The organism is Brucella sp. GW823-FHT04E01, assembly GCF_058796175.1.
In genome coordinates this window covers 150,388-173,880 of sequence record NZ_JBXAIK010000001.1, presented here as the reverse complement: position 1 = coordinate 173,880, position 23,493 = coordinate 150,388, and the positions used below count along the sequence as shown (strand labels likewise).

Here is a 23,493-nt window from a genome sequence, read left to right as displayed (position 1 = left end):
CATTGGCGAAATTTCAAAGCAGCTGCAGGATAAGGCTGATGAGCAACATGAGAACGACATGGTCGATAGGGGCGGTGCTTCTGATGTCGCTCGCAGGCTGCGTGACCGTATCGGGACCGCAAACTGAATTGGCGATGGGGCGGGTATGCCCTGCCCCGACGCCGACCGCCCGGCAAAAGGCAATCCTCGATTATCTCGATAAGGCCGCGCCTTCCACGGGGCTCGATGTGCTGGCAACAGAATGGGAACGGCTTGACGAAGGTGTGCGAAAGGCGCGGGAATAATGGGCGAATTTTTTAAAGAGCAAATGGGTTTCATCTTGGCAACGGCCGGGGGATTGATCGTCTCAGTCTTGTCGTCTGAGCGCCACTCATTCGTTGTTGCAATGACCCGCGTTGCGGCCGGTCTTTTTTGCGCAACTGTCCTGGCAGATCCGTTTATCGATTTCATGCAGCTCGAGCCGGGAACATACCGAAATGGTGTGGCCGGTCTTTTCGCGATGATGGGTTATGCACTCACGCGTTTCACTGCGAACATCGACGGCAACACGCTGCTTGATTTCGTTCGCGCATTAAGAGGTGGAAAATGACCACTCCTGCGGAATCTTCACGCATTGGTGACAAGGTCTTTGGATGGGTAGTGCTCATCGCTTTCCTCGCATTCCTCGTGCACCGTCCGGTGTTTCGATTGATCGAGGACGTAAGCATGACCCGCGAGGAACTTGTAATTCAACTCGTGCCCAGGGCGATGACTGATACGGCCGCATATGCCTGCCGTGCTGCTCATGTCCCTCCGTAGGGAAACGTCAACACGATAAAATCCTCCCAAGGATATGCCCCGCTGCCGAAAGGTGGCGGGGCTTTTTGCGTTTCATTCAACCGGATCTGTACCGGCTTCACCCCGACGCATGCCATCTAAAACTTTATGGAGTGCCGTCATGGCTTCCTGTTCTGACCAACCCGCTGCAACGGCGTCTCCGATCAGGTCATTCCAATTATCTTGCGGCGGTTGCATTCTGGCTCGCATGCCCGTCCCACGCCGTTCATTCCCGTTTAACATTCCTCTATCGTACCGTTCGTCGAATCCTGCAGCCATGTCCTCTTCACAGTCGATCGCACGATCTGGATAGGCCCCTTCCCGCTTCGGTCCTCTCATTCCTGCACCTCCTCCATTGTGTCGTCGCCTTGATAGCGGCTAGAATTGACGTTCGTTGAAACGCGCCATGCTTGCAAGTTGTCGTCATTCGCAGGCTTCAATAGATCGACGCGCGGTTCGGCGAGCCAACCCCGCCAATCCTTTTCCTGCAGGATGACTGGCATGCGGGTGTGGATATTCCGCATGAATGGGTTCGCATCGCAGGTGATTATTGTGCAACTCGTCACTTCCTCGCCGGTTTCTCGATCCCTCCAACGGTCATGCAGACCGGCGAACGTCAACGGCCGTCCATCCTTTGCCGAGATAAACCAAGGCAAGCGTGCCTCTTTCGGTCCCGACCATTCAAAAAAGCCTGTTGCTGGAATTAAGCAGCGGGTTCGTTGAAGTGGGCCTTTAAACATTCCGCTCGTCGCCACGCCTTCGGCACGAGCGTTGAAGGTAGACGGCACTTTGTTAATTGGCTTGTCCCACCACGACGGCACCAGCCACCAACGCATTTCTGAATAGGCCATGTGTTCGCCGCCTTGAGTGATCACGCCGACTTGCGTCGTCGGGGCGATGTTATATCGAGGCTGAATATTTCGAGGCGTGGTCGCCGTTAGATTATACATCGCGTAGATTTCGGCCCACGTGTATGTTTGCGTGAAACGTCCGCACATGCTTATCCCTCCCGATCAGGCTTTAACTGCTCCTCGATCACATTACGGGCGAGTTCGTAAATGAAGCTGCAATCAGGATCGTCCGCCTGACTGGTTTCAAGCATCAACAGCGCGTGCTCGTACATTTCGCGCTCATCTCTATCGGATAAGACAGCCTTTCGTTTCAGGACAGCAACCAGTGCCGCGAAAGTGGCGGTCGAAGAAAGAAGGGTAGCCGCGAGGCCGTCAATTTTCTCCATAGTAAATAATCCTCGGATGCGTCCTGAACGAGAGCATCACATCAAATCGAAATCTAGTCCACTAGCGCTTACGAATAGAGGGGCGTATAAAGCGGCTGGCGGTGATGCTCGCGATACAAGGAAAGGTATCCGAGATGGGGACTTACAGTCTGCCAGTTTATCACGATATGGAATTTCACATCGAACAGTGGGACGACGATGATCTGCACGTCGAACAGTTATTGCTCTGTTCGATGAATGCGTTGTTTGCGCTCGCCGCATGGGATGAAGCCGTTGAGGCGCGAGGTAGCAGACGCCTTTATTTAAGGCACAGGGCGCGCATCATACGAACTCATGTTCCGGAGCGGCTAAAAGGATTGGACGGGAGATAACATCCAAGCGCTAACTACCATATGAGACCTCTCCAACGGCTGTGAAATCCACAGATGCGTGGGGATGGTCTCACTGGAATGATAGTTGGAGTATGCCTGAAAATTTGCACACCAATCGGCACACGAATTGGTACACAAAAAATTTCGAAAAGCACTCCGAAGCCTTGCTCTACAAGGGTTCCGGACATTATCTAACTTCCGCTTGGTGCATCTCGACCGCACCATCTTCTCTCAAGAACAATTTAAAATGCTTTCCCCGCAAGGGGTTAAAGTTGTTTCTTGATTAGAGGCTTTCACTTTTCATCGATGCAATACAAACAAAAACGCGCCCTTCGATGAAGAGCGCGTCTGGTTGATGACACTATTCTCGTTCAGCTTTTGCCGATTTCCGAAAGAATGATGTTGCTGTGTTCTCCCAGCTTCGGCGAACGCTTGTCGAGCTTTAATTCGGCATCGGAGAAGCGAATAGGCGTCCGCAGACCGGGAACGCCTTGCGGGTCGATCTTCATCGCCCTCGCCTCGAATTGCGGGTCTGCGAATACATCGGCCACCGTGTTGATCGGACCGGCAGGCACGCCAATTCTGGCAAGCTCGGCCAGAAGATCGTCGCGCTTCCATGCCCGAGTCTTGTCTTCCAGAAGTGCCGTGAGAGCCGCCCGATTGGCCACACGCGCCGAATTGCTGACGAAACGCTCGTCTCCTGCGATGTCACCAATGCCAAGCAATGAGGTCAGTTTTCCGAACTGTCCGTCATTGCCGCAGGCGATGATGAAATAGCCGTCGGAAACAGGCAGCGTCTGATAGGGCGCAATATTCGGATGGGCATTGCCCATGCGCTTTGGTGAAACACCGGACGCCAGAAAATTCATCGCCTGATTGGCCAAAACCGCTGACATACAGTCAAATAGCGCCATATCGATATGCTGGCCGATGCCGGTGCGCTCGCGCATGATGAGTGCGGACTGGATCGCAATCACGCTGTAAAGCCCGGTGAAAATGTCGGCGAAAGCCACGCCGATTTTCTGCGGCTCACCGTCAGGTTCGCCGGTCAGATCCATGATGCCGCCCATGCCCTGGATCATGAAATCATAGCCTGCACGCTCGGCGTATGGGCCGGTATGGCCGAAACCGGTGATCGAGCAATAGATCAGGCGTGGATTGATGGCCTTCAGGCTCTCATAGTCGAGGCCGTATTTATCCAGCCCACCCAGCTTGAAGTTCTCGATGACAACATCGGCGTCAGCCACGAGCTGGCGCACCAGTTCCCTGCCCTCATCAGTGCGGAAATCCGCCGTAATAGAGCGCTTGCCGCGATTGCAAGCATGGAAATAGGCGGCGGACCGTTCGCCTTCCACATCGATGAATGGCGGGCCCCATTTGCGCGTATCGTCACCTTCAGGGCTTTCCACCTTGATGACATCGGCGCCAAGATCGGAGAGCGTCTGCCCTACCCATGGTCCGGCAAGAATGCGCGCCAGTTCTACCACCTTGAGACCGTCAAGCGGCGTGTTCTGCATTTTCAGCAATCCCGTACTAAAATAAAGAGGCCCGCCCGCGAACTGCGAACGGGCCCGAATGGAAGGCTTGGCGATACAGCGATCAGAAGAATGCCTGAATGCCGGTCTGGGCGCGGCCCAGGATCAGCGCATGAACGTCATGCGTGCCTTCATAGGTGTTCACTGTTTCCAGATTCTGCGCATGGCGCATGACGTGATATTCGATCTGGATACCATTACCGCCGTGCATATCGCGGGCCTGACGGGCAATATCGAGCGCCTTGCCGCAATTGTTGCGCTTCACGATGGAGATCATTTCCGGGGCCATCCTGCCGTCGTCGAACAGACGACCGACGCGCAAGCTTGCCTGAAGGCCAAGAGCAATTTCGGTCTGCATGTCAGCCAGCTTCTTCTGGTAAAGCTGCGTACCAGCCAGCGGCTTGTCGAACTGCTTGCGATCAAGACCATACTGACGAGCACGGAACCAGCAATCCTCTGCAGCGCCGAGGACGCCCCAGGAAATGCCGTAGCGGGCGCGATTGAGGCAGCCGAACGGACCTTTGAGACCGGAGACATTCGGCAGAAGTGCGTCTTCCGAAACCTCGACACCATCCATGACGATTTCGCCGGTGATCGATGCTCGCAGCGAGAGCTTGCCGCCGATCTTCGGTGCGGAAAGCCCCTTCATGCCCTTTTCGAGGATGAAGCCACGAATGGCGTTGTCATGCGCAGCGGACTTTGCCCAGACGACGAACACATCGGCGATCGGTGAGTTCGAAATCCACATCTTGGAGCCGCTGAGGCGATAGCCACCGTCGATCTTTTCGGCGCGGGTCTTCATGCCTGCCGGATCGGAGCCTGCATCGGGCTCGGTCAGGCCGAAGCAGCCGATCAGCTCGCCGGAGACGAGGCCCGGAAGATATTTCTTGCGCTGCTCGTCCGAGCCATAGGCATAGATCGGATACATCACGAGCGACGACTGCACGCTCATCATCGAACGATAACCGGAATCGACACGCTCGACTTCACGCGCCACCAGGCCGTAGGCAACATAGCCTGCATTGGCTGCGCCATATTCTTCAGGAAGCGTCACGCCCAGAAGACCAGCCTGCCCCATCAGACGGAACAGTTCCGGATCGGTCGTCTCATCCAGATAGGCCTTTTCAACGCGGGGCAGCAGAACGTCCGTCGCAAAAGCCTTGGCCGAGTCGCGGATCATGCGCTCGTCTTCGGTCAGCTGGTCATCCAACAGAAACGGGTCTTCCCAGCTAAAAGCCGCACGTGACATCAGTGTATTCTCCTCAATGAAAATTTACAGGAAATATGAACTGTGCCGAGGTCTGGTGCAATCGACGTTTACTCATCGATCTATTCCATTTAGTAATGGATCATGACTTCGATATCACGCCGCTTGCTCCCCTCCACCAGTGCGCTTGCCGCCTTCGATGCGGTTGCGCGGCATGAAAGCTTTTCGGCTGCAGCCGAGGAACTGTCGCTGACGCAAGGCGCGGTGAGCCGACAGATTGCAACACTCGAAGAGCAGCTTGGAACAGCGCTTTTCGACCGCACCAGCCGCAATGTGGTTCTGTCCGATGCCGGGCGCGTCTATCTGAAGGCGGTGGGGCCAGCGCTGGCATCCATCCGTGCCGCTTCGCTGCAAGTCATGTCGCATATGCGTGGCACCACGCTCAATCTCGCTTTTCTGCCGACATTCGGCACACGCTGGCTGATCCCGCGCATACCGCGTTTCGTGGCAAAGTATCCCGATATCATCCTCAATTTTGCGACGCGTATCGGGCAGTTCGATTTTGATCGCGAAGGATTGGATGCAGCGATCCATATTGGCCAGCCGGACTGGCCCAACGCCGATAGTGTCTTCCTGATGGATGAAACGGTTGCGCCTGTGTGCAGCCCTGCATTTCTACAGCAGAATCCGGTTCATGCGCCTGCCGATCTGTTGCCGCTTCCCCTGTTCAATATGGCTTCACGCCCCGGTGCATGGGACCACTGGTTCAAGAGCCTCGATATCGCGGCTCCGGTTTCACCGGGAATGCGCTTTGAACAGTTTTCGAACGTCTCGCAGGCTTGCATTGCAGGCCTTGGCGTTGCGCTGATGCCGCTGTTCCTCATTCGCGCCGAAATCGATAGTGGCCAGCTTGTGGTTGCCTGTCCGCATACGGTCAAAAGCCCGAGCAGCTATTATTTTGTGACGCCGAAGGCTCGTTCGAGCACTCCGGCGGTGTCGGCTTTCCGGGATTGGCTGTTGGCGGAAGTCAAAAGCGAAAACAGCCGCTCAGGCGATTGATTGGCCGATTGAACGGCTGGCGATCTCGTATGAATGCAGACGCTTCTTGTGATCATGTATCATGCCGGTCAACATCAGTTCATCGGCGCCGGTGCTTTCTGCAAAGGCCTTGATGCCTTTCGCTACCGTGTCCGGTCCACCGACCACACGGCATGACAGCATCTGGCGAACAAGCGCCTGCGCTGCCGGATCAAGCCGCTCCGCATAGCCTTCGACCGGTGCAGGAAGCTTGCCGGGGCGACCGCTGCGCAGGTTGACGAAAGCCTGCAGTTGCGACGTGAAAAGATGGTTCGCCTCTTCGTCCGTGTCGGCTGCGATCACGTTTAGGCCCAGCATCACATAAGGCTTCTGCATATATTCCGATGGCTCGAACCGCTCGCGATATAGAGCGATGGCGCGCTCCATTTCGGCAGGCGCGAAGTGCGAGGCAAATGCGTAAGGCAGCCCCAGCATTGCGGCAAGCTGCGCGCCGAACAGGCTGGAACCGAGAATCCAGACAGGCACATTCAACCCCTCGCCCGGCACGGCGCGCACGCGCTGGCCCGGTTCGGCAGGTTTGAAATAGTTGAGCAACTCGACCACATCCTGTGGAAACGCATTGGCGTCACTGTCGAGATTGCGACGAAGCGCATGAGCGGTGATCTGGTCAGTGCCCGGAGCGCGTCCAAGACCGAGATCGATACGCCCGGGAAACAGGGAAGCCAGCGTGCCGAACTGTTCTGCAATCACCAGAGGTGCGTGGTTGGGCAGCATGACGCCGCCAGCACCGACGCGAATGGTTGAGGTGCCGTTGGCGACGTAACCGATGACCACAGATGTGGCGGCACTAGCGATGCCCGGCATATTGTGGTGTTCGGCAAGCCAGTAACGGTGAAAGCCGAGCCGTTCGGCATGTTGCGCAAGCTCCAGCGTATTATGCAGCGATTTTGCTGCATCGCTACCTTCGGGAACGGGCGAAAGATCGAGAACGGATAAGGGTATCATACTGGCTCATATGGGTTGGAACGCAGCGTTTGCAACGTTAGCAAAAATCAAAAGGGCGACCTATTTCTAGGCCGCCCTTTGTCATTGGTTCAACGCAAGTTTCAGTGATGTTGCGCTGGAGCCGGTTCGCCGCCTTCATCCGAGGACGCAACATATTCGCCTTCAACATCCTTCTTGGCGATGAAGGTGTAGAACATCGGCACCACGAACAACGTGAAGATCGTGCCGATCACGATACCAGTGAAGATCACCAGACCCATCGAGTAACGTGCGGCTGCACCGGCACCGGTCGCGATGATGAGCGGTACAACGCCAAGCGCCATGGCGGCAGTGGTCATCAGGATCGGACGCAGGCGGGTTTCAGCCGCGACGATGATCGCATCCCGGCGTGAAAGACCATGCAGACGGCGTTGCTGGTTGGCGAATTCCACCATCAGAATACCGTGCTTGGTAATCAGCCCGACAAGGGTGATGAGACCGACCTGCGTGTAGATGTTGAGAGTGCCGAGACCGATGTTCAGCGGCACGATGGCACCGAAGATCGACAGCGGAACCGACATCATGATGATGAACGGATCGCGGAAGCTTTCGAACTGCGCCGCAAGCACGAGATAGATCACGATGACGGCGAGGCCGAAGGCGATCAGGATCGTGTTGCCCTGCTCCACTTCCAGACGCGACTGACCGGAATAATCCAGGAAGAAGCCTTCCGGCATCTTGGATTTGGCCAGATCAACCAGAGTTTGCAGGCCCTGCCCGGTTGTAACGCCAGGCAGCGGCAGAGCTGAAATCGTGGCCGAATTCAGCTGGTTGAACTGCTCGATTGCTGCAGGCGATGCGTTCTGGCTGATCGTGATGACCGACGACAGCGGGATCATCGAGCCGGAAACACTGCGCACATAGAAGTCGCCGAGCTTTTCCGGGTTCGAACGGTATGCATCGGGTACCTGCGTGATGATGTCATAGCTGTTCGAATCGCGGTCGAACTTCGCGACCGATGCGCCACCGGTCAGGAGACCCAGTGTCGAACCGATATCGCTGATCTGCACACCCAGCGTTGCTGCGCGGTCGCGATCGATGGTGATCGTGACCTGCGGTGCGTTGAAGGAAAGCGAGTTCTGCACAATGATATACTGGCCGGAAGCCTGTGCTTCGTTCTTGATTTCCTCAGCCAGTGCGAAAACCTGATCGGCTGGGCCAGTCGATTGGATAGCAATCGAGATCGGCAGGCCGCCACCCGTTCCCGGCAGGGACGGAGGCGCGAAGATGAATGCTTCAACACCTGCGACCTTGGAAATACGTGCGGTCAGGTCTTCCTGAATCTGCTTCTGCGAACGGGTACGCTCGTTCCAGTCCTTCAAAACCCACAGCGCGATACCGGATGTCGTGCCACCGTCCATGCCGACGATCTGGAAACGGGTCTTCAGTTCCGGAAGATCCTTGGTCAGTTCGTCGATCTGTTCGGCATAGAGATTGGTATAGGCCGAGGTTGCATATTGCGGAGCCTGGAACATCGAGAACAGCGCGCCGGAATCTTCTTCCGGTGCCAGTTCGCTCGACGTGTTCATGAAAAGGAAGCCCGTCAATCCCATCAGCGCTACGACAATTGCGAGCGTAATGCCGCGATAGTTGAGCGAGTTGGAGACACGACGGTGATACCATTTTTCGAAACGCGAGAAGGTCCGGTCGATGAACTTCTGGAACCGGGTCTGGTCGCCATGCTTGAGCATACGCGCACACATCATTGGCGAAACCGTCAAGGCGGCAACGCCCGAAATGATAACGGCGCCAGCCAGCGTGAAGGCGAATTCGCGGAACAGGGCACCCGTCAGACCGCCCGTGAAGCCGAGTGGTGCGAACACCGCCGCCAGCGTGATCGTCATGGCGATGATCGAGCCGGTGATTTCCTTCATGCCCTTGAAGGCAGCGTCCATGGGCCGGAGACCCTCTTCGATATGCCGGTGTATGTTCTCCAGAACCACGATGGCATCATCGACCACAAGGCCGATGGCGAGAACCATCGCGAGCAGTGACAACAGGTTGATCGAGAAGCCGAGCGCATAAAGGAAAAAGCACACGCCGATCAACGAGATTGGGATCGTGACAATCGGAATCAGCACCGAGCGGAACGACCCGAGGAAGACGATGATGACCAGAATGACGATGGCCACGGCTTCGCCGATGGTGGTGAAGACTTCCTTGATCGAAGAGCTGATCTGCTCGGTCGCGTCATAGACGAGAACAAGCGACATGCCTTCCGGCAGCGACGCCTGGATCGACGGCAGTTCCTTGCGGACGGCAGCGGCCATGTCGATGGGGTTCGCCGCCGGTGTCGGGAAGACGCCGAGGAAGGTACCAGCCGAGCCGTTGAACGAAACGATGGTGTCCGTGCTTTTCGCAGCCAGTTCGACCCGCGCAACATCACGCAGACGAACGACGTCGTCACCCGAAGCCTTGATCGGCATGGCGCCAAAGGCTTCCGGTGTCTGCAAGGTCGACTTCAATGTGATCGACGACGACACATATTCGTTCTTGGTCGTGCCGGGCGCCGACAGGAAGTTGGAAGCGTTGATTGCCGCCAGAACTTCCGGTGCCGTGATCTGACGTGCCGCAAGCTGGATCGGGTCGAGCCAGACACGCATCGAATAGACCTGACCGCCCAGAATTTCAGCCTTTGCAACACCCTGAATGGTGGACATGCGCGGCTGGATAACGCGTTCCAGATATTCCGTGATCTGTTCGCTCGTCATATTCGGGTTCTGCGCTGCCAGATACATGGTAGCGAAGTTTTGACCCGTTCCCTTGACGATGACGGGATCATCGGATTCGTCCGGCAGGTCGCCGCGAACCTGATTGACCTTGGCGATTACTTCCGTCAGCGCCGCGTCGGGGTTTGCGCCGAGCTTCATCTGCACGGTCACCGTGCTCGACGACGGACGGCTCGAAGACGTCACATAGTCGATGTTTTCAGTCGTAGCGACCGCTTCGGCGATCGGCGCGGTGATGAAACCCTGAATGAGATCGGCACTCGCGCCGGCATAGTTTGTTGTGACCGTGATAACGGTTTCATCGACCTTCGGATATTCGCGCACCGTCAGCTGCGCGATACCCTGAAGGCCCAACAGAATGATCATGAGGGCAACTACCGTGGCAAGCACGGGTCGCCGGATGAAAATATCAGAAAAGCTCATCGGGATCGCCTATTGCTTGTCAGCCGGTTGGCCGGCCGGAATCGGATTGACGGTGTTGTCGATGTTCACCGGTACGCCGGGCGAGAGCCGGTTCTGGCCTGCCGTGATGATGATGTCTCCAGCCTTGAGGCCGCTCGTCACTTCGACAATGCCGGAATAGCGGCGTCCAAGCTTGATGAAGACCTGCTGTGCGACCTGCTTCTCGCCATCTTCCGGCTTGGCATCGGCAGCAGGAGCCTTGGCGGTGTTGTCGCCTTCGGCAGCCTTCGCGCCTTCCTGCTTCTGTTCCGGACGGACCGCATAGACATAGTCGCCGTACAGGCTGGAGATGATCGTGGTCTGCGGCAGAGCAATGATATTGTCTTCTTCCGGCAATTCGACGCGAACCTGCACAAACTGACCCGGTGTCAGTTCATGATCCGGATTCTGTACTTCCGCGCGCACCGAAACGAGACGGGTCGTCGGGTCGATCTTCGGATCGATACCGATAATTGTACCGGTGAAGTTGAGTGCTTCTGCAGTCGAACCGACCTTGACGGTTTGTCCAAGCTTGATGGAGGCAAGCGACTGTTCCGGGACAGTGAAGTCGATGCGCATCACGTCGGTGTTCTGCAGCGTGGCAATGACCGTGCCGGGCGTCAGATACTGGCCGAGATCGACCTTGGAAATGCCGATAACGCCTGAGAACGGAGCCTTGACCGACTTCTGCGCCAGCGTTGCACGCATCTTTTCCACCACCGCACCGGCGGCATTGGCGACCGATGCGGTCGTATCGACATTCGATACAGCACCGACACCGCGCGTGCGCAGCGTATCGGCGCGTTTCAGGTTCTGCTGGGCAAGAACGGCTTCAGCTTCGGCGGCTGCGAGGTCCGCCTTCTGAATGCTGTCTTCGAGCTGAAGCAGCAGGTCGCCTTCCTTGACTTCCTGATTGGCCTTGAAGTTGATCTTCTGCACGAGGCCGTCAAGCTGTACGGTCAGATCGACGCCGTTGAGCGCGTTGGCCGTGCCGATGGCTTCCACACCAGGCTTCCATACGCCCGGCTCCACTGTCACGGTCGAAACCGTCTGGGCGGGCTGCTGCATGTTGGCAAAGAAGTCTTTGATGGCCTGTGATCGGAACAGGTTAAAGCCAACGAGGCCTCCAACGACGATCACGAGGAATATTGTTGCCAGAATAAGGCGCTTGATCATTGCGGATGCACTCCAGATGGCTCCCTGATCGATCAGGGTTGGGGGATTGGCCGCGGCGCCTTCTTTCGCAGTCACGCAAAGGTCGCGCGTATTTTACTTGAATGAAAGTGGCGAATAACTGTACCGTCTGGACGGTATTGTCAACATATGAACTGTCAGGAGACACCAGTAAATTGCTAACAAAAAAGAAGGTCTCGTCGCGCGAGCGTATTTTGCGCGCTGCTACTGAGCTTGCCCGTGAGATCGGACCCGCTCACCTGTCTCTCGATGCTGTAGCAGCCCGTGCGGGCCTTTCAAAAGGCGGACTACTTTATTCTTTTCCGACAAAGGCCAAACTGCTCGAAGCAGTGGTCGAAGAATATATGAAAGAGCACGAACACGCCATGGAGGTTCAGGAAACACTCCAGAAAGGCGATAAAAACCGTGTGGCACGGGCTTTTCTCGATGTTTACCGGGTTCAGGCCGATGATGAGCCGCCAGCTTGTGGTGTCCTTGCCGCGCTTGCTGAAGATCCGGGTTTCATGGTGCCGGTTCGCCAATATCACAGGGCATTTCTCGACCGCATGATCAAGGACACGACCGATTCCGATACCGCGCTGATTGTCTACCTGGCCGTCGCGGGTCTCGAATGCTCCAAACTGATGGAATGTGAAATTCTGAACGATGAGGAACAGCGGGCCGTTCTCGTCCGTTTGGAAAACATGCTGACAGAAAACTGACAGCTATAAAGAAAAAGGGCGCCGGGCGCCCTTAATTTTAGCAAGTTTCGAATCAGAGCGCGGGAATATCACCCCTCGCCCATCCTTCCGAGGTTTCGGCGGAAAAATCGCCAAAGCGCCCGTCGGCAATTGATGCGCGGATGCCCTTCATCAGATACTGATAATAGGCCAGGTTATTCCAGGTCAGGAGCATGGCGCCGAGCGCTTCACCGGATTTTACCAGATGATGCAGATAGGCGCGGCTATAGTCGCGCGATGCCGGACAATCCGATTCCGGATCGAGCGGGCGATGATCGTCTGCATGGCGCGCATTGCGCAAGTTCACTTTGCCAAAGCGCGTAAATGCGAGGCCGTGACGGCCTGCGCGCGTCGGCATCACGCAATCGAACATGTCGATCCCGCGCGCCACCGACTTCAGAATATCGTCCGGCGTGCCGACGCCCATCAGGTAGCGGGGCTTTTCCGATGGCAGGATCGGGCAGACCACTTCCAGCATGTCGAGCATGACCTGCTGCGGCTCGCCGACCGCAAGTCCACCGACCGAATAGCCCTTGAGATCCATGGCCTTCAGCGCTTCCGCCGATTTCTCACGCAGACGCGCTACATCGCCGCCCTGCACGATGCCGAACATCGCCTTGCCCGGCTGAATGCCGAAAGCGACCTTGCAGCGCTCGGCCCAGCGCAGCGACAATTCCATTGCGCGCTCGGTGTTCTTTTCCGGTGAAGGCAGCGCCACGCATTCATCGAGCTGCATCTGGATATCGCTATCCAGCAGCCCCTGAATCTCGATGGATCGCTCCGGCGTCATTTCATAAGGCTTGCCGTCGATATGCGAGCGGAATGTCACGCCGTTCTCGTCGAGCTTGCGCAATTGCGCGAGCGACATGACTTGAAAACCACCGGAATCGGTCAGGATCGGGCCTTTCCAGCCGCCGAACTCATGCAGGCCACCCAGCCGCGCCACGCGCTCGGCACCCGGCCGCAGCATCAGGTGATAGGTATTGCCAAGGATGATATCGGCGCCAAGTTCTTTCACCTGGTCCATATACATGGCCTTGACCGTGCCAGCCGTACCGACCGGCATGAAGGCAGGCGTGCGCACCACGCCGCGCGGCATGGAAATCTCGCCCTGACGAGCAGCGCCGTCGGTTGCCAGCACTTTGAATTCGAAGTTTTCGCTTGTCTTTAGATTTTCCAGAGTCATGCGGTGTCTTTAGCTTTGTCGGCCCGCTCAAGCAAGCTGCCGTCACCATAGGAATAAAAGCGATAGCCATTGCTGATGGCGTGTTCATAGGCGGCGTGCATCGTCTCAAAGCCGCTGAAGGCCGATACCAGCATGAACAGCGTCGAGCGCGGCAGATGGAAGTTGGTCATCAGCAGATCGACTGCACGGAACTTGTAGCCCGGCGTGATGAAGATATCGGTCGCACCGGCCCACGGACGGATGATGCCATCTTCGCCCGCAGCACTTTCGATCAGGCGCAGCGACGTCGTACCAACGCAGATGATCTTGCCGCCCCGCTCGTGCACAGCATTGAGCGCATCGGCGGTCCGCTGCGACACATAACCGATTTCAGAATGCATCTTGTGGTCGGTCGTATCGTCGGCCTTGACCGGCAAGAACGTTCCCGCCCCCACATGCAGCGTTACGAAATGTTCTTCAACGCCTTTGGCCTTGATCTTTTCCAGAAGATCGGGCGTGAAATGCAATCCGGCAGTGGGAGCGGCAACAGCGCCCTCTTCGCGGGCATAGACCGTCTGATAGTCCTTGCGGTCGCGCTCGTCTTCGGCGCGCTTCGACGCGATATAGGGTGGCAGTGGAATATGCCCGACCGATGCGATGGCCTCATCCAGCATGCCGCCCGAAAGGTCGAACACGAGAAGCGCTTCGCCCGCATCGCCCTTTTCCGCCACGGTGGCATCAAGTGTACCAAGGAAGCAGCTTGAACCGGAATGGCCGAAACGGATGCGGTCGCCCTCCTTTACGCGCTTGCCCGGACGCAGAAACGCTTTCCAGCGATCCGGACCGGTGCGCATATGCAACGTGGCGCTGACCTGCGAAATATTGCCATCGCGCTCGCGCATGCCTTCAAGCTGCGCGGGTATCACCTTGGTATCATTGAAAACAAGCGCATCGCCGGGTTGCAACAGATCGGGCAATTCGAATACCTGTCGATCTTCGAATGGCTGGCCGGGACGGACACGTAACAATCTGGCGTGGTCACGCGGCTCCGCTGGACGCAGAGCAATGCTCTCTTCCGGCAAATCGAAATCGAAAAGATCAACACGCATTATGAACCTCTAAAGCATTTCCAGCAAAAGTGCGAAGCGGTTTTGCGTTCGGAAATGCGGTAAACAAATTACGGCCCCGGTATGAACCGGAGCCGTAATTTCTCAATGAAATTGGTAGGATCAGATGTCGGCAGCGATGCGGGCCGTCACGATCGTGTCCGGATCGGCAACAGGCTCACCGCGCTTGATCTTGTCGACATTGTCCATGCCTTCAATGACCTGGCCCCAGACGCTGTACTGGCGGTCGAGCCACGGAGCGTCGGCAAAGCAGATGAAGAACTGCGAATTGGCCGAATTCGGGTTGGCCGAACGGGCCATCGAAGCAGTGCCACGCTTGTGCGGCGTGTTGGAGAATTCAGCCTTCAGATCTGGCTTGTCCGAACCGCCCATGCCCGCACGCGAGCCATTGAAATGCGCGCCGCCGGTCTTGCCGAACTTCACGTCGCCGGTCTGTGCCATGAATCCGTCGATTACGCGGTGGAACACAACGCCGTCATAAGCGCCTTCGCGAGCCAGTTCCTTGACGCGCGCAACATGATCCGGCGCGAGGTCTGGATAGAGTTCAAGAACGACGTTGCCCTTGGTGGTTTCCAGAACGAGCGTGTTTTCAGGGTCTTTGTAAGCCATTGGGCCTCTCCTTGTATTTACTTCTTATCGTATTTTACTTTTTATCGGCCTGAAGCGTGGCCTTGATGATCTTGTCGGGGTTTTCCACGGCGCCATTATCGGCTTCGCTACCCTTCTTTATCTTGTCGACGATATCCATGCCGCTGACAACCTTGCCGACCACGGTGTACTGGCCGTTGAGGAATGCGCCGTCCGCAAACATGATGAAGAATTGCGAATTGGCTGAATTCGGGTTTTGGCTGCGGGCCATGCCGACCGTGCCGCGCACGAAGGGTTCTTTTGAGAACTCTGCCGGGATATCGGGATAGTCTGAACCGCCGGTGCCGACGCGCGAAGCATCGAAACCCTTGTCCACGTTACCGAACTTTACATCGCCGGTCTGGGCCATGAAGCCTGGAATGACGCGGTGAAATGCAACGCCATTATAGGCGCCTTCCCCGACCAGCTTTTCAATCTGGGCGACATGCTTCGGCGCTAGGTCGGGGCGAAGCTGAATTGCAACGTCGCCGTCCTTCAGCTTGAGAACGACGGTGTTTTCGGCATTGGCGGCGGAAGCCGTCTGGACCGCTCCTTGCGACAGCGCGATAAAGGCAACAGCGGCAAGCGCCGAACGGATGAAAGACATGATCGAAAAACTCCCTGCAGTCAGGATTTGAATTTGGTGTTCAAGGCGGCAGCAACAGCCGCAGGAACGAAGGGCTTTATATCGCCGCCCATGGAGGCAATCTGGCGGACCAATGTGGCGGTAATTGTGCGTACTGCCGGATCTGCCGGCAGGAACACGGTCTGCAATTCCGGCGCCATAGTTCCGTTCATGCCCGCCATCTGCATTTCATAGTCGAGATCGGTGCCATCGCGCAAACCACGCACCATCAATTGTGCGGCATGTTTGCGCGCTGCATCGATGACCAGTCCGTCGAAGGAAATGACCGAAACCCGGCCTGCATCCTTGCCCAATATGGCCTTGGAGCTTTCACCGATGAGCGCCACACGTTCCTCGAACGTGAAGAGAGGTTTTTTGCCGGGATGAACGCCGATCGCGACAATAACCTCGTCGGCAAGGCGCAAGGCACCTTTGAGGACATCCATATGGCCGTTTGTCACCGGGTCGAAGGAGCCCGCATAAATCGCGATCGTCATTTCTTCCAGCTAGCCTTTTCTGACGGGATTTTCAACAAGAACCACTGCGATAAGAAAACAGAAACCAAGAAACCAGATGAACGCGATATGAACAGCGATTTCATGACAAGTTCACAACCGATTTACCAAGATAGGTGCAAGTTTGGTGCAACCTTTTCGCTTCTGAAGCGTATGTATGTCGAAAGGATAACACGATGATGATCTTTCTTCTGGCATTATCCATGATGGTCGCGATGGCTGCATCGGCAATCATACTCCTTCTCGAAGAGAACGAGTCCAAGCGTCAGCGCGTGCGTCAGGTGACATTTGACATCAATAGCTTGCGCAACATGCGTTCGCGCTAAGTATTAGCAGCCGAGTTCACGCAATAGCGTTGGAGCTTGCTGTGAAAGAGTTTCTGTGATCGCCAATTCCTCCAGTCTTGGCATCTGAAAAAGGCCGATGGTTCCCGCCATCGGCCTTTTTCATTGATCTATATAAAAAGCCGGGGTCCGTTGGTTTGTCGCATTATCCGACGCAAAACCGTTTCACACTTTTGGCTCGAAAATGCTCTAACCCGGGCTTCTCTATTATTCTTCGGTGTCCGCGATTGGTGCTTCGCCTTCAGAAGCTGCCTCGCCCTCACTGCCGTTTTCTTCGTCGCTATCCGCTTCGGATATGCGTTCGACCGAGACAACCTTTTCGCCATCCGCCGTGTTGAAGATCGTGACGCCCTTGGTGGAACGTCCGGCAATACGGATACCGTCAACCGGTACGCGAATGAGCTGTCCGCCATCGGAAACAAGCAGAATCTGGTCGCTCGCCTCTACCGGGAACAGGGCAACGAGCTTGCCGATTTCGTCGGTCTTCGACGTGTCGGTAGCGCGGATGCCCTTGCCGCCACGGCCTGAAACGCGGAACTCGTAGGACGAGGAACGTTTGCCGTAACCGTATTCGCTGACAGTCAGCACGGTTTCTTCGCGGGCCTTCAGCTCCTGATAGAGCTCTTCGGTCAGTTCCGCATCGGTTCCGACTTCCTCGCCGACAACCACGATGTCGTCTGCGTCGTCCGCACCCTGCGCCCGGCGCTCGGCAATCGAACGCTTGAGATAGGCAGAACGGGTTGATGCATCGGCATCGACGTGATGCAGGATCGCCATGGAGATGACCTTGTCGCCATCGGCCAGATTGATGCCGCGCACGCCGATGGAATTACGGCCTGCAAAGACGCGCACATCGGTAACCGGGAAGCGAATGCACTGGCCACCGGCACAGGTCAGAAGCACATCGTCGAATTCCGTACAGGTATCGACGGAGAGGATTTCATCGCCCTCGTCTTCCAACTTCATCGCGATCTTGCCGTTGCGGTTGACCTGAACGAAGTCGGACAACTTGTTACGGCGAACCGTACCGCGCGTGGTCGAGAACATGACGTCGAGATTTGCCCAGGATTCTTCATCCTCCGGCAACGGCATGATTGTGGTGATGCGCTCGCCCTGCTGCAACGGCAGCATGTTGATGAGCGCCTTGCCACGGGACTGCGGCGTGCCGACGGGCAGACGCCAGACCTTCTCCTTGTAGACAATGCCACGCGAGGAAAAGAACAGAACCGGCGTATGCGTATTGGCGACGAACAGGCGGGTGACGAAATCCTCGTCCTTCGTGGCCATGCCGGAGCGGCCCTTGCCGCCACGGCGCTGCGCACGATAGGTCGTCAGCGGAACGCGCTTGATATAGCCTGCATGGCTGACGGTGACGACCATATCCTCACGGGCGATCAGGTCTTCGTCATCCATTTCGGCGCCACCGAAACCGATTTCGGTGCGGCGTGGCGTGCCGAACTCGTCACGAACCGCAATCATCTCATCCTTGACGATCGTCATCACGCGTAGGCGCGACGAGAGAATGTCGAGATAATCGCGGATTTCCTCACCGATCTTGTTCAGTTCGTCCGCCACTTCGTCGCGACCGAGCGCGGTCAGGCGCTGCAGACGCAGATCGAGAATGGCACGAGCCTGTTCTTCGGAGAGGTTATAGGTGTCGTCTTCATTGATACGATGGCGCGGATCGTCGATGAGACGGATCAGCGGAGCCACATCGGCTGCAGGCCAACGACGTTCCATCAACTGCTCGCGGGCCGTCGTTGGATCGGGCGCGCGACGGATGAGTGCAATCACCTCATCGATATTGGCGACCGCAATTGCAAGGCCGACCAACACATGCGCGCGGTCGCGCGCCTTGTTGAGCAGGAACTTGGTGCGACGCGTCACGACTTCCTCGCGGAAGGCAACAAAAGCGCGCAGCATGTCGAGCAGATTGAGCTGTTCCGGCTTGCCGCCGTTCAGCGCCACCATGTTGCAACCGAACGAGGTCTGCAGCGGCGTGTAACGATAGAGCTGGTTCAGAACGACATCGGCAACGGCGTCGCGCTTGAGTTCGACCACAACGCGATAGCCTTCGCGGTCGGATTCGTCACGCAGATCGGAAATACCTTCGATGCGCTTGTCGCGCACCAGTTCGGCCATTTTCTCGATCATCGAAGCCTTGTTCACCTGATACGGGATCTCGGTGATGATAATGGCTTCGCGGTCACCGCGCATCGGCTCAATGGTGGCGCGTCCGCGCATGATCACCGAACCGCGCCCGGTCGTGTAGGCGGAATTGATGCCTGCGCGTCCGAGGATGATGCCACCGGTCGGGAAATCCGGACCAGGGATGATCTCAATCATTTCTTCCAGCTGAATAGCCGGATTCTCAATGAGCGCTACGCAGCCGTCAATGACTTCACCGAGATTGTGTGGCGGAATGTTGGTCGCCATGCCGACAGCGATACCGCCCGAACCGTTGACGAGCAGGTTCGGGAAGCGTGCAGGCATAACCACAGGTTCCTGCTCGCGGCCGTCATAATTGTCCTGGAAGTCGACCGTGTCCTTGTCGATGTCCGACAGGATGGATTCGGTAAGCTTTTCCAGACGGCATTCGGTGTAACGCATCGCTGCCGGCGGATCGCCGTCGATGGAGCCGAAATTGCCCTGCCCGTCGACAAGCGGATCGCGCATGGAGAAATCCTGCGCCATACGCACGAGAGCGTCATAAATAGAAGCGTCGCCATGCGGGTGATACTTACCCATGACCTCACCGACCACACCCGCCGACTTACGGTACGGGCGGTTATAGGCGAGGTTCATCTCGTTCATGGCGTGGAGAATGCGGCGATGTACGGGCTTCAGGCCATCGCGCACATCGGGCAGCGCACGGCTCACGATAACGCTCATCGCGTAATCGAGATAGGAGCGCTGCATCTCCTCGATAATGGAAATCGGTTCGATACCGCTAGGGCCGCCGTTTGGGCCACCATTCATATCGTCGGAACCGGGTGGAGGCGTTTGATCTGACACTATTCAGATTTCTTTCTCAACAGAATCGATAAAGTCACTTTATAACGGAAACCAGCAAAAAACGCCAATTTCACGACCGTTTCGGTGGGCTATTTCCGTCTGTCAATTCAATGACTTAAAAGATATTCACATAAAGATTGAGCAACGATGTTGCCCGTACTGGCGCTTTGCGTCGACCATGTGCCACTGATCGTCTACAATCCATGTATCCGATTGAGCATAACATGCCAACAAGAAGGGCGCGTGCAGTATGGGGTTCTACGATACGGTTTTCAGCGCGTTCGTCACCCTGCTTGTTACAATCGATCCGCCCGGACTGGCGCCATTGTTTCTGGCGCTCACGCCGGGCATGGAGCGGCACCACCGCGGACAGGTGGCGCTTCGCGCCTCCATCATCGGTTTTATCGTGATGGCGCTCTTTGCCATTGCGGGCGCGCAGATACTCGGCATGTTCGGCATTACCATCGGTGCGTTCCGCGTTGCCGGTGGCCTGTTGCTGTTCTGGATCGCATTTGAGATGATTTTCGAGAAGCGGACAGAGCGCAAGGAAAAGAGCGCCGAGGTTGCCATCACCAAGGACCATATCCGCAATATAGCCGCCTTCCCGCTCGCCATTCCGCTGATTGCCGGTCCGGGCGCAATTTCGGCTATCGTTCTGACCTCGGACTCATTCCATGGCATCGGGCCGCGTTTGGCCCTTCTTGGCGTAATTTTCGTCTGCCTGCTGATTACCTATCTCGTGCTGCTGCTGGCAGAGCGGGTCGACCGGTTTCTCGGCGAAACCGGCCGTTCCATCCTGACACGCCTTCTCGGCGTCATTCTGGCAGCGCTTGCGGTTCAGTTCGTTGCCGATGGCATCAAGACACTTATCAGTGGTTAAGCAGACTTCTGCGCCTTCTTGCCGATCATCGCGTGACGAAGCTTGGATGAGAACCAGTCGATCACGGCAACAGCCACGAGGATCATCAGAATCAGGAATGAAACGTCCTGAAGATTGAGAACCTTGATCTGTTCCGCCAGATGCGCGCCGATACCGCCTGCCCCAACGATACCAATGATCGTCGCCGAACGGGTATTTGACTCGAAGAAATAAAGCACCTGACTGCCGATCAGAGGCAGAACCTGTGGCAGCACGCCGAAGCGATAGCCGTGCAGCTTGCCGCCTCCTGATGAGACCACGCCTTCGACCGGCTTCTTGTCCGCCCCTTCAATGGCTTCCGAGAACAGCTTGCCGAATGCGCCGAAATCCGAGCAGGCGATGGCGAGAATACCGGCGAAAGGTCCAAGCCCCACAACCGACACCCAGATCAGTGCCCATATCAGCGTATCGACGCCGCGGATGGTATCGAGGAAGCGGCGAATGCCAAAATGCAGGAATACATTCGGAATGATGTTCTTCGCAGCCAGAAAGCCGAATGGGAAGGCAAGGATCGCCGCCAGCAATGTGCCGAGATAGGCAATCGCCAACGTTTCCATCATAGACCACAGATAAAGACTGAAACGACCGCCGGACGATGGCGGCATCATCATCAAGGCGAAATCACCGAGGCGACCGAGGCCGTTTAGAATGCGCAGCAGTGAAAAATCGAGCCAATAGAAAGCGAACCAGACTGAAGCGATAAGCGCTACGGTTAAAATCGCCAGATTACGCCATGTGCGCCCATTGCCGAACAGATCGGCATATTCGGTCCTCAATTCCTTTTCGTGCGCATGTGCTTCGCGGGAGAGACTTTGTGCAATGTCGGTCATAATTCTCTCCTCAACCAATACGGCCAAGCAGTGCGTGACGCACGCGCTGGGTGACAAGATCGATCACGACGATCGTCACGATGATCAGCAGCAGAATGGCGCTGACATCGCTGTAATAGAACTGGCGGATCGAGGTGAGCAGTTCCTGCCCGATACCGCCTGCCCCCACAAAACCCATGACGGAAGCACCGCGCACGTTGACTTCAAAACGCAGCAGGCCATAGGAAGCAAAATTTGCGGCCACTTGTGGCAGCACGGCAAAGCGGATGACCTGCAGGCCGGAGCCGCCCGATGCGCGAATACCTTCGACCGGGCGCATATCGATATTCTCGACGACTTCGGAGAACAGCTTGCCCAGTGCCCCTGTTGTATGAAGCATCAGTGCCAGCACACCGGCCATCGGCCCAAGACCGAAGGCGATAACGAACAGCAGCGCGAAGACGATTTCAGGAACCGTACGCAATAGCTCCAGCCCGCGACGAACGATGAAACGAACCGTCGAATTCGGAGCCATGTTGGATGATGCTGCGAAGGAAGCCGCAAAAGCGACCACAGCACCGATCAACGTCGCCAGATAGGCGATCAACAGCGTCTCAAACAGCATCTTGAGCCAGCCGCCGAGGTTCCAGTACCAGGCAGCGAGGTCGCCCCAGAAATTGGCGATGGTCAGATCCGGCAGAATGCGACCGAGGTAGCTTGTAAAGCGAAAGAGATTTTCGACCAGTGTGCCCGGCCGAACATCGGCAACGACGGAGGCAGCAATGGCGACAACGACAAGCGCGAGGAGCAGCGCGATACCGTAGAGACGCCGTTTGCCGACTTCTCTTCGATAATCGGCAAGCAGAGTTTTTGCACCGTTGCCGTCGAGTGAGGATACCGTCATGCGAGATTCCTTTAATCAAGCATGATCTTGTCCGAAAACCGGTTCCCACTTTTCGGGATCATGCTCTAAAAAAATGCCCGAAGCTTTTGCGGCTTCGGGCACTTCAATTGTTCTACGGATTAGGACTTGCGAGCCTTGTCGTTGAACTTGAGCATCTCGATGATTGGTTCGAAATCCTTAGCTTCGGTCGCTACGAATTCCTGATCCTTGCCGTCGGAAAGGGCATCAAAACCTGCCTTGTCCTTCTTCGGCATATCGAGGAAAGCCTGCTTGATGTCGGCCTTCAGCTGGTCTGGCAGAGTGTTGAGAACAGCGAACGGACCTTCTGGAAGGAAGTCCGACTTGAAGATGACGCGGAAATCATCCTTCGTCATTGCCTTGCCGTCAGCATCTTTCAGCACGCCGCGGCTGACCATGCGGGTCAGGTTGGAATCGTTTTCCGAGTTCCAGGAGTTGGCAGCGGCATCAGCGGTACCCTGCGCAAGAGCAAGAACTGCATTTTCATGGCTGCCAGCAAAGAAGTTCTTACCGAAGAACGTATCGACGCTATAGCCTTCGCGGTTGAGGAAGAAGCGCGGCGCGTTGTTGCCCGACGTGGAGTTCGGATCAACGAGAGCAATGGTCTTGCCCTTCAGGTCATCCATTTTCTGGTACGGGCTGTCGGCGCGAACATAAACGACCGAGTAGTAGCCGTTGACGCCGGTGTCATGGCGCTGGTTGACGAGCGGTGTGGTTTCAACGCCGGTCATGACGGCACGGGCATAAGAAGCCGGGCCATAGAATGCGATCTGGATGTTGCCGGCGCGCTGGCCTTCAATGACAGCGGCATAGTCGTTGGCGACGCGCAGCGTGACCTTGGTGCCAAGTTCCTTGCCGAGATAGGCGGCCAGAGGCGCATAACGGTCGGAAGTGGTCGAGGCGTTTTCAGCCGGGATAACGCCCAGAACGATTTCCGGATAATCCTTGCTCCAGTCAGCAGCCTGAGCGGTGGAGGCCATCATTGGCATGGTCAGCGTTGCGGTAAGCGCAGCCGCCGCCAGAAAGTTTCTACGGTTAAGCATAGGTATCTCCTGTTAATCCTGAGTTTGGAGCGTGTTTTTTTCCGGAGCTTT

At 56.5% G+C, this 23,493-nt stretch carries 24 protein-coding genes; 6 read left to right on the top strand and 18 right to left on the bottom strand.

Going from position 1 to position 23,493, the window contains the following annotated elements; genetic code table 11:
• Window positions 1-38 precede the first annotated feature (38 nt).
• Together AC1RHM_RS00835 and AC1RHM_RS00830 are read left to right on the top strand one after the other, a co-directional pair.
• Window positions 39-284, top strand: a complete 246-nt coding sequence (locus AC1RHM_RS00835) for a hypothetical protein (RefSeq protein ID WP_492332343.1) — start codon at window positions 39-41, stop codon at window positions 282-284.
• A complete protein-coding gene (locus AC1RHM_RS00830; RefSeq protein ID WP_492332342.1) occupies window positions 284-589 on the top strand; it encodes a hypothetical protein in 306 nt (101 codons plus the stop codon). Before AC1RHM_RS00835 ends, AC1RHM_RS00830 begins: the two co-directional genes overlap by 1 nt.
• Window positions 590-606: 17 nt before the next feature.
• Here AC1RHM_RS00830 and AC1RHM_RS00825 read toward each other — a convergent pair whose 3' ends face one another.
• The 6 genes from AC1RHM_RS00825 to AC1RHM_RS00800 all read right to left on the bottom strand — a co-directional run bounded on the left by AC1RHM_RS00825 (window position 607) and on the right by AC1RHM_RS00800 (window position 5,208).
• A complete protein-coding gene (locus tag AC1RHM_RS00825; protein ID WP_492332341.1) occupies window positions 607-786 on the bottom strand; it encodes a hypothetical protein in 180 nt (59 codons plus the stop codon).
• 84 nt (window positions 787-870) lie between these two features.
• Complete coding sequence (locus AC1RHM_RS00820) at window positions 871-1,155, bottom strand: hypothetical protein (protein ID WP_492332340.1); 285 nt, start codon at window positions 1,153-1,155, stop codon at window positions 871-873.
• Entirely contained in the window at window positions 1,152-1,814 is a 663-nt protein-coding gene (locus tag AC1RHM_RS00815; protein WP_492332339.1) for an SOS response-associated peptidase, read from the bottom strand. Before AC1RHM_RS00815 ends, AC1RHM_RS00820 begins: the two co-directional genes overlap by 4 nt.
• Window positions 1,815-1,816: 2 nt before the next feature.
• A complete protein-coding gene (locus AC1RHM_RS00810) occupies window positions 1,817-2,053 on the bottom strand; it encodes a hypothetical protein (RefSeq protein ID WP_492332338.1) in 237 nt (78 codons plus the stop codon).
• 742 nt (window positions 2,054-2,795) lie between these two features.
• The gene (locus AC1RHM_RS00805) at window positions 2,796-3,941 is read right to left on the bottom strand and encodes a CaiB/BaiF CoA transferase family protein (RefSeq protein ID WP_151576359.1); all 1,146 of its coding nucleotides are present in this window, start codon (window positions 3,939-3,941) and stop codon (window positions 2,796-2,798) included.
• Between the two features lie 82 nt (window positions 3,942-4,023).
• Window positions 4,024-5,208, bottom strand: a complete 1,185-nt coding sequence (locus AC1RHM_RS00800; protein ID WP_010660107.1) for an acyl-CoA dehydrogenase — start codon at window positions 5,206-5,208, stop codon at window positions 4,024-4,026.
• Window positions 5,209-5,310: 102 nt separating this feature from the next.
• Here AC1RHM_RS00800 and AC1RHM_RS00795 point away from each other — a divergent pair, with 102 nt between their 5' ends.
• Window positions 5,311-6,225: a LysR family transcriptional regulator gene (locus AC1RHM_RS00795; protein ID WP_010660108.1), complete on the top strand. Its 915-nt coding sequence runs from the start codon at window positions 5,311-5,313 to the stop codon at window positions 6,223-6,225.
• Here AC1RHM_RS00795 and AC1RHM_RS00790 read toward each other — a convergent pair.
• From AC1RHM_RS00790 to AC1RHM_RS00780, 3 genes are all read right to left on the bottom strand, one after another.
• Window positions 6,214-7,209, bottom strand: a complete 996-nt coding sequence (locus AC1RHM_RS00790) for an LLM class flavin-dependent oxidoreductase (protein WP_151576360.1) — start codon at window positions 7,207-7,209, stop codon at window positions 6,214-6,216. The genes AC1RHM_RS00795 and AC1RHM_RS00790 overlap by 12 nt on opposite strands.
• Window positions 7,210-7,310: 101 nt before the next feature.
• Complete coding sequence (locus AC1RHM_RS00785; RefSeq protein WP_010660110.1) at window positions 7,311-10,400, bottom strand: efflux RND transporter permease subunit; 3,090 nt, start codon at window positions 10,398-10,400, stop codon at window positions 7,311-7,313.
• A 9-nt stretch (window positions 10,401-10,409) separates the two neighbouring features.
• On the bottom strand, window positions 10,410-11,594 hold the full coding sequence (locus AC1RHM_RS00780) for an efflux RND transporter periplasmic adaptor subunit (protein ID WP_151576393.1): 1,185 nt from the start codon (window positions 11,592-11,594) through the stop codon (window positions 10,410-10,412).
• A 101-nt stretch (window positions 11,595-11,695) separates the two neighbouring features.
• Here AC1RHM_RS00780 and AC1RHM_RS00775 point away from each other — a divergent pair, with 101 nt between their 5' ends.
• A complete protein-coding gene (locus AC1RHM_RS00775) occupies window positions 11,696-12,313 on the top strand; it encodes a TetR/AcrR family transcriptional regulator (RefSeq protein ID WP_373418770.1) in 618 nt (205 codons plus the stop codon).
• Between the two features lie 52 nt (window positions 12,314-12,365).
• On the opposite strand, the gene tgt is transcribed toward AC1RHM_RS00775, so the two are convergent.
• From tgt to coaD, 5 genes are all read right to left on the bottom strand, one after another.
• On the bottom strand, window positions 12,366-13,517 hold the full coding sequence (tgt, locus tag AC1RHM_RS00770) for a tRNA guanosine(34) transglycosylase Tgt (RefSeq protein ID WP_010660113.1): 1,152 nt from the start codon (window positions 13,515-13,517) through the stop codon (window positions 12,366-12,368).
• Window positions 13,514-14,605 carry a tRNA preQ1(34) S-adenosylmethionine ribosyltransferase-isomerase QueA gene (queA, locus tag AC1RHM_RS00765; protein WP_151576361.1) on the bottom strand — a complete coding sequence of 364 codons (1,092 nt, stop codon included), beginning with the start codon at window positions 14,603-14,605 and terminating at the stop codon, window positions 13,514-13,516. Before queA ends, tgt begins: the two co-directional genes overlap by 4 nt.
• A 120-nt stretch (window positions 14,606-14,725) precedes the next feature.
• A complete protein-coding gene (locus AC1RHM_RS00760; RefSeq protein ID WP_012092069.1) occupies window positions 14,726-15,232 on the bottom strand; it encodes a peptidylprolyl isomerase in 507 nt (168 codons plus the stop codon).
• Window positions 15,233-15,266: 34 nt separating this feature from the next.
• Complete coding sequence (locus AC1RHM_RS00755; protein ID WP_012092070.1) at window positions 15,267-15,857, bottom strand: peptidylprolyl isomerase; 591 nt, start codon at window positions 15,855-15,857, stop codon at window positions 15,267-15,269.
• A gap of 20 nt (window positions 15,858-15,877) precedes the next feature.
• Complete coding sequence (gene coaD / locus AC1RHM_RS00750) at window positions 15,878-16,372, bottom strand: pantetheine-phosphate adenylyltransferase (RefSeq protein ID WP_012092071.1); 495 nt, start codon at window positions 16,370-16,372, stop codon at window positions 15,878-15,880.
• Between the two features lie 194 nt (window positions 16,373-16,566).
• On the opposite strand from coaD, the gene AC1RHM_RS00745 reads away from it, so the two are divergent.
• Window positions 16,567-16,716, top strand: a complete 150-nt coding sequence (locus AC1RHM_RS00745; RefSeq protein ID WP_010660118.1) for a hypothetical protein — start codon at window positions 16,567-16,569, stop codon at window positions 16,714-16,716.
• 225 nt (window positions 16,717-16,941) lie between these two features.
• Here AC1RHM_RS00745 and gyrA read toward each other — a convergent pair whose 3' ends face one another.
• Complete coding sequence (gyrA, locus tag AC1RHM_RS00740) at window positions 16,942-19,713, bottom strand: DNA gyrase subunit A (protein ID WP_151576394.1); 2,772 nt, start codon at window positions 19,711-19,713, stop codon at window positions 16,942-16,944.
• A gap of 286 nt (window positions 19,714-19,999) precedes the next feature.
• On the opposite strand from gyrA, the gene AC1RHM_RS00735 reads away from it, so the two are divergent.
• Window positions 20,000-20,629, top strand: a complete 630-nt coding sequence (locus AC1RHM_RS00735) for a MarC family protein (protein WP_029924858.1) — start codon at window positions 20,000-20,002, stop codon at window positions 20,627-20,629.
• Here AC1RHM_RS00735 and phnE (AC1RHM_RS00730) read toward each other — a convergent pair.
• From phnE (AC1RHM_RS00730) to phnD, 3 genes are all read right to left on the bottom strand, one after another.
• Complete coding sequence (gene phnE / locus AC1RHM_RS00730; RefSeq protein ID WP_043061725.1) at window positions 20,626-21,498, bottom strand: phosphonate ABC transporter, permease protein PhnE; 873 nt, start codon at window positions 21,496-21,498, stop codon at window positions 20,626-20,628. The genes AC1RHM_RS00735 and phnE (AC1RHM_RS00730) overlap by 4 nt on opposite strands.
• Window positions 21,499-21,508: 10 nt before the next feature.
• The gene (phnE, locus tag AC1RHM_RS00725; RefSeq protein ID WP_010660122.1) at window positions 21,509-22,381 is read right to left on the bottom strand and encodes a phosphonate ABC transporter, permease protein PhnE; all 873 of its coding nucleotides are present in this window, start codon (window positions 22,379-22,381) and stop codon (window positions 21,509-21,511) included.
• 119 nt (window positions 22,382-22,500) lie between these two features.
• Window positions 22,501-23,442, bottom strand: coding sequence for a phosphonate ABC transporter substrate-binding protein (gene phnD, locus AC1RHM_RS00720; RefSeq protein WP_010660123.1), 942 nt, complete (start codon window positions 23,440-23,442; stop codon window positions 22,501-22,503).
• Window positions 23,443-23,493 lie beyond the last annotated feature (51 nt).